Genomic DNA, 14,328 nt, shown 5'->3' on the forward strand with positions numbered 1-14,328 from the left:
GGGAGCAAATGATGTTCAATCCATCTAACGAAACGCACTTCAGCCTGACCGTCAAAGACTTCTCGGGCGATCTGCAGGTGCTGTCGTTTACAGGTACTGAAGGTATTAGCCAGCCGTTTCGTTTCGACCTGGAACTGGTCAGCGAAAACCCGGACATCGATCTGGAAGCGCTTCTGCACAAGCAGGCGTTTCTGGCGTTCGACCCTCAGGGTAATGGCATCCACGGGCAGATCTACCGCGCAGCCCAGGGGGACGCGGGCAAGCGTCTGACGCGTTATACCCTGTCTCTGGTGCCGCAGTTGCAGTATCTGCATCACCGTACCAACCAGCGTATCTATCAACAGATGTCGGCGCAGCAAATCATCGCGTTGATCCTGGAAGAGCACGGCATCAAGGGTAACGGCTACAAGTTCCAGCTCGGCCAGCCGTGCCCTGAGCGTGATTACTGCGTGCAATACGATGAAACCGACCTGCATTTCGTGCAGCGACTCTGCGAGGAAGAGGGTGTTCACTACCACTTCCAGCACAGCCAGGAAGGGCATGTACTGGTGTTCGGCGATGACCAGACCGTCTTCCCCAAGCTGGGTGAGCCCACGGCGTATGTACAAGGCAGCGGTCTGGTCGCTGACGTGCCTGTCATCAAGGGCTTCAAGCTGCGCCTGGAAACCCGCACAGGCCGCGTGACCCGACGCGACTACGACTTCGAGAAGCCGAAACTGCAACTTGAAGCCGCTTACAAGCCCGCCAACGAAAGCAACGAGCCGGACCTGGAGGACTATGACTATCCGGGCCGCTTCATTGATCGCGCACGTGGCAAGTTCCTGAGCCAGCGAGCGCTGGAGCGTCATCGTGCCGACTACCAGCAAGCCGACGGCTGGGGCGATCAGACCGCGCTCAAGAGCGGGCATTTTCTCCAGCTATCCGAGCACCCTCGTGCCGAGTGGAACGACCTGTGGCTGCTGACCGAAATCTTCCATGAAGGCAAACAGCCGCAAGTGCTCGAAGAGTCGGTCACCAGCGACACCACCAACAATAAGGACGACTTCCACCAGGGCTATCGCAATCGATTCCTGGCGACCCCGTGGGCCGTCTTTTATCGCCCAGCGCTGGAACACCCCAAACCGCGCGTGCTCGGTAGCCAGACCGCCGTGGTCACCGGCCCCAAGGGCGAAGAAATCCACTGCGACCAGTATGGCCGGGTGAAGGTCCAGTTCTTCTGGGACCGCGAAGGCCTTGCCGATGACAAGACCAGCTGCTGGCTGCGCGTATCCAGCAGTTGGGCGGGTGACCGCTACGGCGGCATCAGCATCCCGCGCGTCGGCATGGAAGTCCTGGTGTCATTCCTTGAGGGCGACCCGGACCAGCCACTGGTGACCGGCTGCCTGTACCACAAGGAAAACCAGGTTCCGTACCCGCTGCCCACCAACAAAACCCGCACGGTGTTCAAGACCCTCAGCTCGCCGGGCGGCGGCGGTTACAACGAACTGCGCATCGAAGATAAAAAAGGTGCTGAACAGATCTTCATCCACGCCCAGCGCGACTGGGACGAGAATATCGAGCACGACCAGAAAATCCGCGTTGGCAACGAACGCCACGACACCGTTGAAAAGAACACCTACACCGAACTCAAGGCCGAAGAACACCGCACCACCTACGCCGACCGCAAAACCGAAGTCCGCATGGACGACCACCTGACCGTCGCGCAAAACCAGCACGTCAAACTGGGCACCGCGCAACTGACCAGTGCAGGCACCGAGATCCACCTGAAAGCCGGTGAGAAGATCGTCATCGAAGCGGGCGTGGAACTCACCGTGAAAGCGGGTGGAAGCTTCATCAAGCTCGACGCCGGCGGAATCACCATGGTCGGACCGATCGTCAAGGTCAATGCTGGTGGCTCCGCAGGGAACGGCACCGGGATCGGCATCAAACCACCGGTATTGCCTGGGGTTGTGGATAAGGACAAGGCGGGGAGTTTGATGGATCAGGCGTTGGTGAATGCACCGCCCGAGAAGGTTGAGCCGAAGGCTTTTTTTGTGTTTTCTGAGTAAAGAACAAGGATTTATTGATGAAAAAGAATTTGGTTCTACGGTTTGCCATAGCTTTCTTGCTACTTAGTACTTTCACTGTGGGGGCTGAGGCGGCTAGCAGTGGGCAAGTACTCTGCCCTTCGAAGGATATTTCCAAATTTGTGGACGTATTTGCAGAGGACGCGGCCATTCAGAAGCAATTCACTATTTTTCCTCTTAAAAAAATAGTGACAGTAGATGCTGAACCAGAGCCCAAGCAGGAAACTCAGCTGGTTGCCAAGGAAAATGCGTCGTTCCCACTCATCCCTGAAAAGAGTGTACGTACGGAGCGTGGGCTTACGCTTGGTGTAGTTGATAATGACCAGAAAACAGCCACGATTAAGCTGGAAAAACCTGATACAGACTATCAAGTCTTGTACGTTTTCAAGTTGAGCAGCTGCTGGTTTTTAGACGAAGTCAAAGATTATTCACTTTGACGCTTGGTTGAAAAGGAATTTATATGTCTTTTGCTGAAGTTATGCTTCGGGTCCTGCCTCCGGTAAATGGTATACAGCCCCACATCACGGGTCACTATGGCGAGCAACGCGCTAGCGGACCTCATGGCGGTACTGACTTCAATTATGTCGGAGGTCAAAGCGGCATTAATTTGCAGAACCCCAAAGTGTATGCGCCGATAGCGGGTACGGTGACATTTGTGGGCGGTTCATATGGATCGATCAAGATAAAAGACGCAGATGGCAATAGTCACGAAATTCTGCATACGAGCAGTCACACGGTCGCAGTCGGAGCAACTGTTGCCGCTGGCGATGAAATTGGCGCGATGGGAGGAAGAGGTCCGGGCGGAGCAGCGGCCTACGCTAGGCACGTTCATTATCAAATGAAAGGTCCTACCGGTGCGTTGATCAGTCCGGAGGTTTGGTGGAGCGAACGTTCGGCCGCTGGAGGTAGCCCAGCACCGTCTGAGCAGGTAGGTTCTTCGGCCAGCTTCCAGTTTCCTATTCGCAAAGCGGGAGGCTCGCAATTCAAGGACGCGGAAGAAGTGTTTGCCGCCCTGGAGAAAGAAACTTCAGGCCACTATCTTTTGGGAAGCCATAAATTTTGGCACGGTGGCATCCACATCAGCGATCAGAGTGCGCCGCAATGCGTTCGAGAAGAGCCTGTACGCTGTATAGGCAACGGTGTAGTCGTCGCCTACCGCCTGAACAAGGATTATTTGACAAGCGAATTTGCAGGTGCTGAGGCAACCCAAACCCTGAAATATTCAAATTCGTTTTGTCTCGTGCGCCATGACTATAAATCACCACCTAACACTGAAGTGCAGCCTGGCACCAGCAACGAATTGACGTTCTACAGCCTGTACATGCATCTGTTACCGTTTGAGCGCTATCCCATTTCGCAAGACGAGATCCCCACTCCGCGAATCAAGATGATTGCGAGCGGCTTCAGGGCAAGAAGCGACATCAAGGGCGCTCCCGATTGTCAGGAATATGGAGCCATCTCCGCAGGTGCCGAAATCGAAATTCTGGAAGAGCACGCTGATCGTGTTCATGCCAAAGGAAAACTCATAAAAGGTGCAGTTGGCGGGCGCACAGATGGGCAGGAGTTTTGGTTTGCCTACAAACAGAATGGCGCTTCATACCCCAAATCTGATGGCACTCCCAGCTGGCAAGAAGTAGTCCCGCCTGAGAGAACCAAGCCAGGCTACTGGAAAGGCAAGGTCAGAGCGGTGGTGACCGCAAGCGGGCTCACGCTCCGCCAGCCGCCTGCGTCACTCACTCACGGTGCTCCGGCAGGACAACCCATAAGCGCAGCAACGACGCAGGGTACCAGTCAGGGCCTTGTTTTATGCACGAACAGCACGATTGAGTTCGATAGTGCAAAAGTGCTCAATCTCAAGATTGGAACCAAGACAGTTCGAATGGCTGAGTGTACGTTCATTCCGAGCACCTCAGGTCCGACGACGGGCTTGAAAGGCCATACCATGCCAGTGCCAGCGTCTTTCTGGGCTTGCGTCGAGGATGTCTCTCCCAATCGCTTTGTTCAATGGCAAGAGCTGACGCCTACCGTTTTCGATGTCGTCGTTCCAATGGATACGGCAATAAAAGCAGGAGATCCAATCGGGTATCTGGGTCTTAACGAAAACATTGCAGGGCCAACAGGTGGGGTTTCCAGCAAGCATCAGGTGCATGTGGAGGTCTTTTCGGCTGATCCTAGAATTGAGGATTTTTTGAAGAATAAGGCTGGCGTGAAGGAGGGCAAGCAATATATACATATTCCTGCTGCTACGGTGTTAAAGAAAAAACCGCCTGAGAACGGTACTGTTGAAATATTGACCGAAAATTTCGTCGAGTTAACAAAGGCAGTTCCATTTAAAGATACGATCGAATGGTATGACGTTTCAATATTGGATAGCGGTGAAAATAAGTCTGGTTTGATTAAGAAAGAACTAGCAACAGTCATAAGTCAGCATGATTGGGAACGGTTAGGCTTTAAAGTAGTTAAAGAAAGTAATCAGGCATCAGATGGCTTTCTTGATCCTGATGATATGCCTGAATTCTTCATGACGCTTTACAAACAAATAGACTTGCTTGGGAATAAAGACGGTAAGTTAACTTCTGAAGATTTGCTGGCAGCTTTAAAGAATAACGAATTCAGAGACCGGTGGTCAAAGCTTATAGCTGATCACCCAACCGAATGGAAGTTTAAGTCGGGTACGTCTAAGTGGGCTCGTTTAGACGAACTATTAAAGGATTACCCGGCCGTCTTGAAGCACGAAAAAGAACGAATAGATAATTTTGTGTTTTGGGATGAATTGGTCGCTGAATCAAAGATTGGTGATAATGGCGGGGTGGTCAAGCACTTTCATCCAGTGAGTTTTGTAGGAAATATGCTTGAGTCTACAGGCGGTGCGGTTTGTAAGAAGTGCGGGAAAAATATATCTCTTACACTTGCGTTAGTTCGGAAGTTTGTTGGTTCTGCCGTGAGTGATGAATTTTTAACTGAATTTACCACTAAGGCTAATGAGATTTTCCCTAAGTACGGTGTGAATACGTGCTCTCAAGTTGTCCATATTCTAGGTCAAGGGAAGCATGAAACTAAACGTTTTACTGCTTTCAGAGAAAGCCTGAATTATACTCGACGCAGTTATACTGCGGAGAGACTATATAGAATGGCTCCTACAGCGATAGATAATGGTTTTAGACGTTTAGGAATGAATCTTACTCGAGCACAAAAAATAGTCTATGTTGATCAGCATTTGATTGGGAATGATGCAGGGTACGGTAAACACAGCTTTGGTAGTTCAGACTATCCGGATAATGATTATAGAGGGCGTGGTCTACTTCATCTTACGCACTACGAAACATATCATAAGTGCGCATTGGCTATAGGAGCCAACATAGATGCTAATCCGGCTCTTGTTGAGACTGATACAAAAGTGATTATCGAGACTGGGGCATGGTTTTGGAAGCAGAACTCAATCGGTAACATTGCGGATGACAACGCTATAGCAATAGATGCCAAGATTCGAGCGGTAACAGCCAAAATAAATTCGGGTCTTAAAGGACTTGATGAGCGAATCGAATTCACAAAAGAAATATTAGCCGTATTCAAGGCTGAATTAAATTCTTGTGCGGAGTAAGAAAATGAAATTTTTCAAAGCGTTTGTTTTTGTTTTTTCTGTTTTGTCTTCGCTCAATGCGGTCTCGTGTGTGCTTCCGGAGAGTAAAGCGTTTCCAGCTATAACTGCTGGAAACGCAGCTATAGTTTTTGATTTTGTTGCTGTTGAAGACGAAACTGGAAGCGCCTTCGCGGAAGGGGATAAGCAGGTTGGAATTGATATTAATCTTTTTGATTGTGAGGATGGAACAAAAAAACTAATTGGCCAGCTTCCCTTCCTGGCAGATACCGGGAAAGTAAAAGCTGCATTTTTCACAAATATTGAGCCAAACAATGACAAAAGGCTGTTCGTGATTCATGGAGTAGAGATAAGGTCAGACACGGGTGAAAGGTACTCTGGAGACTATTATACTGTTCAGGTTTATAAGCCCGTAAATGATCGCTACGTCGAGGATGATAAACTGTCTGGCTATTTCGGTTATGGCGCAGACGTTTTAGATAAGGAAAATAAGATTGTTTATACGTTTCCGTATAAAACGGAAAAATCCATTGTTTCTAGGTTGAATTCTAAGGGGTTCGATGATTGGAGATCTGGTGCTTCCATTAAATTAAAGGTTAATAAAAAGACTTATATTCATAACAGCCCGGTCGCCAGCGATATTACTAAGATGTACCTCATTGTCGGAGATGAAGTCGAGCAGAAGGCTATGGAGGCCGGTTGGGTCTCCATAGTTTATACAAGCGCAAAAGGGAAAAAAATAAGTGGCTGGGTGCTATGTGCAGATCTAGATAAGTGTTGATCTAAATTTGGACTAAGGGTTTCGGCTCGTCTCTGATTTGCATCGCGCCTGAGCTTCAGGCGCTTCACGTTACTAACGTGTGATCAGGTTTTTGATAAAAATGCATTATCGCTTGAGCCAGGAAGTTTTGCTGCGGCAGTAAGCCAAGATAAAGCCACGTTATATATTGATGCTTCGGAAGGCTCACGGACCAAAGGCTATCTGATCAAGGGTGATCGTGTGCGTATTTTGGAATATCGCTTTGGCTTCTTGAAGATCGCATACGAAAGTAAAAGCGGGGCTGTTTTACATCGATGGATCGAATTGTCTTCGGTGATATAGGCCTTCTCATAAGTCGTACCAGCAGGAGATGTCAGATGGTGTCGTTAGCCTTATCAAACGCGTTGTTTGCCGTGTTATGTATGCTGAGCTTGACGGGTGCTGCGTTCGCTGACAGCGACTGTAATGTCAACGAAATATCCAATCCGGATATTATTACTTGTACCCAAGCGTCTTATGCCAAATTGGATAAAGTATTGAACGCGCAGTACAAGTCGCTGCTTTCTGAGCTGGACTCGCCTTCCAAGTCTGAGCTGCTCTCCACACAGAAGGCGTGGGTCACGTTAAAAGAGGAATATTGTGACGACCTGAAACACTCGGGTGCTGAGTCCCCCGTGGAAATTATTTCCTGTAAAACGCAATTCACAAGCTTTCGCTTGAGCGAGCTTATTTATCTTCATACAGGCGTTGTGGGAGATGGATTCTACAAAGCTGTTTCGATGGTAAATAACAATGTAACATCCTTCGATTACGCCGAGGCTTTTGAATACGTTAGCGGGGACAGCGATTTTGGCGCTTTTTGGAAGGGTTACGCAGGGAAGAATTGTGCCATGACGAATAAGTTGTACGGTGAATCGCTGAAAGGCTGTATGGCAAGGATGAGGTTTCAAACGCCCATTTATTGATAGGGCAATAATAGCGCGTCAATAAATCGTGTTTGAATGTTTATGGGTTCGCTATGTTTTGTCGGCGGCTGCTTTTAAGATTTTTTGAATTTATGCGATTGCAGGGTGATTGAATGTTTAATCGTGAAATGATGGCCGTGACCCTGTCTCTTTCATGCTCCATGCTATGTCACGCGGACACGGATCCAGTTGATATTGTGTCGGGATTGGCGGTAGCACGCTGCATTTCAGTCATTTCAACGAAAAATTCGGTGGCTGGAGTCGTGTGGAATATAAGTCCCCCACACATCGTTTCCTTCTATATGCACCGCCCGACGGGACTGTCGATTCCGGTATAGGCGTTGTAGCTGGATCTGATAACAGCATGGTATCGCCAGATAAAAAGAACGTGCTCATCCAGCGCACAGCAATCGGCTATGTCGAAGATCCGCAAGGCAACCGTATTATTTCCGAGCAAACCCACTGTGATGTGATCTCTCTGGAGAGCGGTTGCGCCAAAAATCTCGGCTCCGCGATTCAGTGTGACGGAGAATGGGTTGGCGATGCATGGAAAGACAGTACAGGCCATTTGTTTGATTTTTCAACATCAGGATCTTCGCCTCAGGAGGTTAGAAATCAGGCGTCGAAATTGTCCTCTGCCAGGCCCCGCGCGCTTTCGTTGAGCGACACGCTGTTTATGGGGGTTCCGTCATACATGGCGTGCTATCCGGTAGACGCAGATATTGCTGCTTACAATGATCTTGGTTTCTACTTCGCCGAAGGTGGAGAGCATCTTTGGGCCATGCAGATTTATGAAAAGTTACTGGATTTGGCGCCAGGAAGGATTCCTCTGCAGCTGAATGTCGCGGACTCGCTTTGGGCGCTGGGTCGGCACGACGATGCCAAATCTCACTATTCCATTTACCGTGATGCCATGCTGACAAAAGCCCCTGCAAACAGGATCCGGACCGTGTCCAGTTGCGGTTGAAATAGGCTCCACGCAGTTCGTTCTGCAGGACAGGTCATGACCCCATCAAGGAAGACTAGAAATTGGGCAAACAATCCCGCAACAAGCCAGGCCCCCTCGACCCAAAGCTGATGTATTTCTACGCCCCGTACACCTTCCGTGCCCGCTACTTTCCGATGTTCATGTTTTCCATTTTCATGTGCATTTTTTCGCTGGCCATCACGACAAGCATCATCACGCAGGCCTGGTTTGGTCATGACCGCGATGCTTCCATGGATGCCTTCAAGCTCATGATGGGCACCAGTGTGATCATGTCAGCCGGCGGCATTTTGCTGGCAAGAGGGCGGCTGTGGGGGATGTGGGTGTTGGTGGCGTTGCTGGCAATCTGTCTGGCTGCGGTGCTGGTGACCTGGGCTTTGCCTGATCGGCGTGTCGATGCGATCAGTTCGATGCTGGGCGTGCTGTTTCCGTTGCTTGGCTTTTTGTCACTGAACAGCAGGCGTCACCGGGAGTTGCGTGAGCAGTTTGTATTTAATCGCGCTCAGCGCAAGGTGCTACGTGAAGAGTACAAGCTCAGGGATGCGCGTAAGCGCCATATCGAGAGTCGCAGGGCCATGCTGCGCGAGAGGAAGGCGAGGCGTCGATAGCGGGGGCGTTTTCGACAGGCAACAAAAAACCCGCCGAAGCGGGTTTTCCCAAGACCATCCCGACTTCCTGTCGGACGCCTCCTAGGCGATGGTCGATCATCCTTGATCCTGGTGTGCTCCCTGCTCACCACTTGTTGGATCCAATCTTACGGCTCTTGTTGTTGGACAAAAATAGCCAACTACCCCTAGGGCGTGTAAGCCTTTGGCTATACGAGGCCGTTGCAGCCCTGTTCCTGCATCCAACATGCCGTGGGAATGTGACAAGTGATGCGTGGGAGGAAGAGGGCGTACATATTTTTGATCATTCGTCCATGACGCTTCACAAATCGCAGGCAATAAAAAACCCGCCGAAGCGGGTTTGTACCAAGACCATTCCAACTCCCTGTCGGCTGCCTTCGTGGCGATGGTCGATCGTCCCTGATCCTGGCGAACTCCTTGTTCACCAGTTGTTGGATCCAATATTACGGCTATGTCACGGGTTCAAAAATAGCTGATGACTCATTAGCGTGTAAGCCTTTCGCTATACCTGCGTGGGATTTAGTCGAAGGTCGGGTGATGCAGTCCTGCCTGCGCGAGCTATAACTGAGCACAGCAGAACCACGAAATCACCGGCCCGCTGGGGTCCAGAGCTAATAATTCGCCAGGTGTGTCTATGTCGATCTTCCATCAGGGGCTGTCCAAAGGCCCGGCCAACCACATGGCGCTTACGCCGTTGAGTTTTCTTGAGCGTACTGCCGCGACCTACCCGGATTATCCGGCGGTGGTCCATGGTGCGATCCGGCGGGACTGGGCGCAGACGTATCGCCGCTGTCGTCAGCTCGCTTCAGGGTTAAGCCAGTTGGGCGTGCAAGGCGGCGATACGGTTGCGGTGATGCTGCCCAATATTCCGGCAATGCTTGAAGTGCATTTTGGGGTGCCGATGCTGGGGGCGGTGCTCAATACGCTGAATGTGCGCCTGGATGCGTCGGCCATCGCTTTCATGCTCGGGCACGGCGAAGCCAAGGTGTTGATCGCTGACCGGGAGTTTCATGTGGTGGTGCATGCGGCACTGGCCATGCTGGAGCATCCGCCGCTGTTGATTGATGTGGACGACCCGGAATACGGCGAAGGGCGGGCGCTCAGCGAGCTCGACTATGAGGCACTGCTCGCCGTGGGCGATCCCGAGTTCGAGTGGCAGTGGCCTGAGGACGAATGGGCGCCGATCTCCCTGAATTACACCTCCGGCACGACCGGCGATCCCAAGGGGGTGGTCTATCACCATCGCGGCGCGTTTCTGAACGCCATCGGCAATCAGATGGCGTGGGGCATGGGTCTGCATCCCGTCTATCTATGGACGTTGCCGATGTTTCACTGCAATGGCTGGTGTTATCCGTGGACGATCACTGCGCAGGCCGGCACACATGTGTTCCTGAGGCGGGTCGATCCGCAGAAAATCATCACGCTGATCAGCGAGCACAAGGTCAGTCATCTCTGCGGGGCGCCCATCGTACTCAATGCGCTGGCCAATCTGCCCAATGCCGCGGCCGTCTCGTTCGGGCACGGGGTCAATGCGATGACCGCAGGTGCTGCGCCGCCTGCCCGGGTCATTGCGTCGGTCGAGGCGATGGGCATCTGTATTACTCATGCTTACGGCCTGACCGAAACCTATGGCCCGGTCACCGTCTGTGCCTGGAAAGCGGAGTGGGACGAGTTGCCGCCTGACGAGTGTGCGTCGCTGAAGGCGCGTCAGGGCGTGCGTTACCCGACGCTTGAAGACGTCATGGTCGCCGACCCGCATACCCATCAGCCGGTGCCAAAGGACGGCCAGACCATTGGCGAGATCTACATGCGCGGTAACACGGTCATGAAAGGCTATCTGGGCAACCCGGCCGCGACAGACAAGGCCTTCGAGGGCGGCTGGTTTCATTCCGGCGACCTGGCCGTCTGGCATGCCGACGGTTATCTGGAGATTCGTGATCGCAGCAAGGACATCATTATTTCTGGCGGCGAGAACATTTCGACCATCGAGGTCGAGGGCGTGCTGTATCGCCATCCTGCCGTTCTTGAGGCGGCGGTGGTGGCCAGACCCGACGAGAAGTGGGGCGAGACGCCGTGTGCCTTCGTCACACTCAAGACCGGCTGTGACCAGGTGACGGGCGAGCAGATCATGCGTTTTTGCCGCGAGCACCTGGCAGGTTTCAAGGTCCCGAAAACCGTGGTGTTCACACCGCTGCCGAAAACCTCGACCGGCAAGATCCAGAAGTTTCTGCTGCGGGACTGGGCAAAAAATGGCCAGATCGATCAGGGCGTAAAGGTCGCCGCTGCTTCGCAATAGCGTTGTTCGGCGTTTCTGCTTTCCTGATCGCGGTCCCGACTGGCGCGCTTGGTCCAGTCCCGGCATTCTTCGCGGAAATTGACCTGAGCGGATCTGCGGCACTCGCGCCGCTCCACCGAGCGGGCGAGGAAGTTTTCGCACACGCTGTCGCCGTCGATGGTGTTGTCATAGACACGCCATTGCGCGCGGTAGCGGTCGCGGCCGTCCCATTCGCGTATCGACACCGTTGCGACCTTGTAAGGGCGTGACGGACGGGCTGCGGGGCGAGCGGCATCGGCCTTGAATTCAGCCATGTAGGTTGCGGACACCATGCCTTTGGCCGGCTCGGCCTGAACGGCTCGCGGGACCTGACCGAAGCGGCAGTTCAGAACGCTTTCGTCGATGACATTGCCGTTCTTCAGACAGTTATCCAGCGGTTGCACTGGGGCGTTTTGTGCCGCCGTGGTCGCAGGAGCAGGTGTCGGCACCACGTAAGGCTCCTGGCGCAAGGCGGCAGAAGGCGTGCTGGCAGGCAGTGCGGGCTCGGAGTCCGTCTCGGGTGTTTGCGCCTCAACGGCGGGCTGCTCAATGGCAGGAACAATGACCTTGGGCTTGCGCAGCTGCGAAGCAATCATGCCGCCGAGGCAACCCACAACGATCAGGCCTGCCAGCCACAGGCCGTAGGCGCGCGGCTTGCGAGGACGTGGCGTTGATCGCCGGGCCGGATGCGAACCCAACACCACATCGACCTGACCGGGCACCAGACGCTGGATGCGGATAATGCCGTCATCGTCAGGCTGCTGCTGATTGGAATTCATCCCTGCTCCTTGAGTCATCCATCGTACGCTGCCAGGTCTTGTCGCCGTGCAGCGGGCGCGAAACTTCAAGGATATCGGCGTTCGGCGGGATTTCTGAAATGTATTAGAGGTGTATTCGCGGTGCTCGACAGGCTAAGGTCGAGTCCGTTTTGATTCACCAGGGAATTTTGCCTATGCACGAGCGTCTTGAACAGGTTTTCGGTTACTCGCAGTTTCGTCCAGGGCAGGAGGCTGCGATCAGCGCCGTGCTTGCCGGGCGTTCTGCTGCAGCCATTTTCCCGACCGGCTCGGGCAAGTCCCTGTGCTACCAGTTGCCTGCGCTGATGTTGCCGCATCTTACGCTGGTGGTTTCGCCATTGCTGGCGTTGATTCAGGATCAGTTGGCGTTCCTGCAGCGTCACGGTATTTCGGCGGCAAGTATCGATTCGGCGCAGAGCCGGGAAGATGTCGCGCAGGTCATGGCGCGGGCGCGGTCCGGCGAGCTGAAGATTCTGATGATTTCCGTGGAGCGCCTCAAGAACGAGCGTTTCAGACAGTTCATCACGCAAGTGCCGATCTCGCTGCTGGTGGTGGACGAGGCGCACTGCATTTCCGAATGGGGCCACAACTTCCGTCCCGATTACCTGAAGCTGCCCGACTACCAGCGTGAGTTCAACATCCCCCAAGCCTTGCTGCTGACCGCCACGGCCACGCCGCAGGTGATCATCGACATGCAGGAGAAATTCGCCATCGCCCCGCAGGACGTGGTGACCACCGGGTTCTATCGCCCCAACCTGCACCTGTGGGTCGAGCCGGTTGCCGGACGCGACAAGCGTCGGCGGCTGGTCGAGTGGCTGAGCGAGCGAGGCGGGCAGCCGACTATTGTCTACGTCACGTTGCAGAAGACCGCTGAATACATCGCCGCGCATCTGCAGCAGAACGGACTTCCCGCGAGTGCCTATCACGCCGGTCTGCCGAACGATAAGCGTGAATCGATCCAGAAACAGTTCATGAGTGGCCAGTTGAACTGCATCGTCGCGACTATCGCCTTCGGCATGGGCATCGACAAAAGCGACATCCGCAACGTGGTGCATTTCGATCTGCCCAAGTCCATCGAGAACTACAGCCAGGAAATCGGTCGGGCAGGGCGTGACGGCGCGGCGTCCGATTGTCTGGTGCTGGCCAACCGCGACAGCCTCAACGTGCTGGAAAACTTCGTGTATGGCGACACGCCGGAGCGCGAGGGTATAGCACGGGTGCTGGACGACCTGCTCGCCGCGCGTCATGACGGGCAGTGGGAGTTTCTGCTGAACCCGCTGGCCGATCTCAGCAACATCCGCCAGCTGCCGCTCAAGACCCTGCTGGTACAACTGGAGCTGCGCGGGATCATCGCGCCGCGTTATGCGTACTTTGCCGAATACCGTTTCAAATTCCTGATCGAGCCCGCTGAGTTGATGGCGCGCTTCGAGGGCGAGCGGCGTCAGTTTGTCGAAGCTGTGATTCAGACGTCCAGCCGGGCGCGAACCTGGGCGACGGTGGACTTCGACGCGCTGTATCAGCAATACGGCGCCGAGCGCGGGCGTGTAGTCACGGCGCTGGATTACTTTCAGGAGAAAGGCTGGATCGAGCTGGAAAGCAAGCAGATGACCGAGGTCTACAGCCTGCTGCGCACCGACTTTGACCCGGATGCGCTGAGTAACGAGTTGCACGTCTACTTCAGTGAGCACGAAACGACCGAGGTCGCCCGTATTCACACCATGCTGGAGGTGTTCGCCAGCGATCAGTGCCTGACCCACCGTCTGGCGCGGTACTTCGGAGACGATAATGCGCCGGAGCGTTGCGGACATTGTTCGGTGTGCCACGGTCAGGTCGCTTACCTCCCAGAGCCGCCCGCGCTGCAGCCGCTTGATGAAAGGGATTTTCAGCACCTGTGTGGCGATTTCATCCGCAAGCACCATGACTACAACGGCCAGCTACCCAGCGCCGAATGCCTGACGCGTTTCCTGTGCGGCATCAGCGTGCCGCTGTTCACCAAACTCAAGGCGCGGGCGACCGCAGGGTTTGCCGAGCTTGAGGACTATCCGTATGCGCAGGTCAGGACGTGGGTGCAGGGTCGGATGGACTCATAACGACGGCCAAGGCCTATAAGCCTGACACAGCGCTTATCTGCAGCAGACACCTGACCGTGGGAGGCGCCACCACGTCTTCGACGTAGCGCTGTCGCGCAGCAAACACCGGACCGTGGGAGGCGGCTTG

General features: G+C 53.9%; 10 protein-coding genes. 9 read left to right on the top strand and 1 reads right to left on the bottom strand.

Annotated features, from left to right (window positions below; translation table 11 throughout):
* Positions 1–11 precede the first annotated feature (11 nt).
* From AO065_RS17690 to AO065_RS17725, 8 genes are all read left to right on the top strand, one after another.
* Positions 12–2,048 carry a type VI secretion system Vgr family protein gene (locus AO065_RS17690; RefSeq protein ID WP_004882988.1) on the top strand — a complete coding sequence of 679 codons (2,037 nt, stop codon included), beginning with the start codon at positions 12–14 and terminating at the stop codon, positions 2,046–2,048.
* A 17-nt stretch (positions 2,049–2,065) separates the two neighbouring features.
* Positions 2,066–2,503, top strand: a complete 438-nt coding sequence (locus tag AO065_RS17695) for a hypothetical protein (protein ID WP_004882989.1) — start codon at positions 2,066–2,068, stop codon at positions 2,501–2,503.
* Positions 2,504–2,526: 23 nt separating this feature from the next.
* Positions 2,527–5,667, top strand: a complete 3,141-nt coding sequence (locus tag AO065_RS17700) for a peptidoglycan DD-metalloendopeptidase family protein (RefSeq protein ID WP_004882990.1) — start codon at positions 2,527–2,529, stop codon at positions 5,665–5,667.
* A gap of 4 nt (positions 5,668–5,671) precedes the next feature.
* Positions 5,672–6,445 carry a hypothetical protein gene (locus tag AO065_RS17705; RefSeq protein ID WP_004882991.1) on the top strand — a complete coding sequence of 258 codons (774 nt, stop codon included), beginning with the start codon at positions 5,672–5,674 and terminating at the stop codon, positions 6,443–6,445.
* A 356-nt stretch (positions 6,446–6,801) separates the two neighbouring features.
* A complete protein-coding gene (locus AO065_RS17710; RefSeq protein WP_004882992.1) occupies positions 6,802–7,389 on the top strand; it encodes a lysozyme inhibitor LprI family protein in 588 nt (195 codons plus the stop codon).
* Positions 7,390–7,753: 364 nt separating this feature from the next.
* Positions 7,754–8,356 carry a tetratricopeptide repeat protein gene (locus AO065_RS17715; RefSeq protein WP_004882993.1) on the top strand — a complete coding sequence of 201 codons (603 nt, stop codon included), beginning with the start codon at positions 7,754–7,756 and terminating at the stop codon, positions 8,354–8,356.
* A 62-nt stretch (positions 8,357–8,418) separates the two neighbouring features.
* Entirely contained in the window at positions 8,419–8,982 is a 564-nt protein-coding gene (locus AO065_RS17720) for a hypothetical protein (RefSeq protein ID WP_004882994.1), read from the top strand.
* 652 nt (positions 8,983–9,634) lie between these two features.
* Complete coding sequence (locus AO065_RS17725) at positions 9,635–11,296, top strand: acyl-CoA synthetase (RefSeq protein ID WP_004882995.1); 1,662 nt, start codon at positions 9,635–9,637, stop codon at positions 11,294–11,296.
* Here the strand turns inward: AO065_RS17725 and AO065_RS17730 are convergent.
* On the bottom strand, positions 11,263–12,093 hold the full coding sequence (locus AO065_RS17730) for a hypothetical protein (protein ID WP_004882996.1): 831 nt from the start codon (positions 12,091–12,093) through the stop codon (positions 11,263–11,265). The genes AO065_RS17725 and AO065_RS17730 overlap by 34 nt on opposite strands.
* A 173-nt stretch (positions 12,094–12,266) precedes the next feature.
* Between AO065_RS17730 and AO065_RS17735 the strand changes: the two genes are divergently transcribed.
* A complete protein-coding gene (locus AO065_RS17735) occupies positions 12,267–14,201 on the top strand; it encodes a RecQ family ATP-dependent DNA helicase (RefSeq protein ID WP_004882997.1) in 1,935 nt (644 codons plus the stop codon).
* Positions 14,202–14,328: the final 127 nt, after the last annotated feature.

This window comes from Pseudomonas viridiflava (genome assembly GCF_001642795.1).
In the GTDB taxonomy this organism is placed as follows: Bacteria; Pseudomonadota; Gammaproteobacteria; order Pseudomonadales; family Pseudomonadaceae; genus Aquipseudomonas; species Aquipseudomonas viridiflava.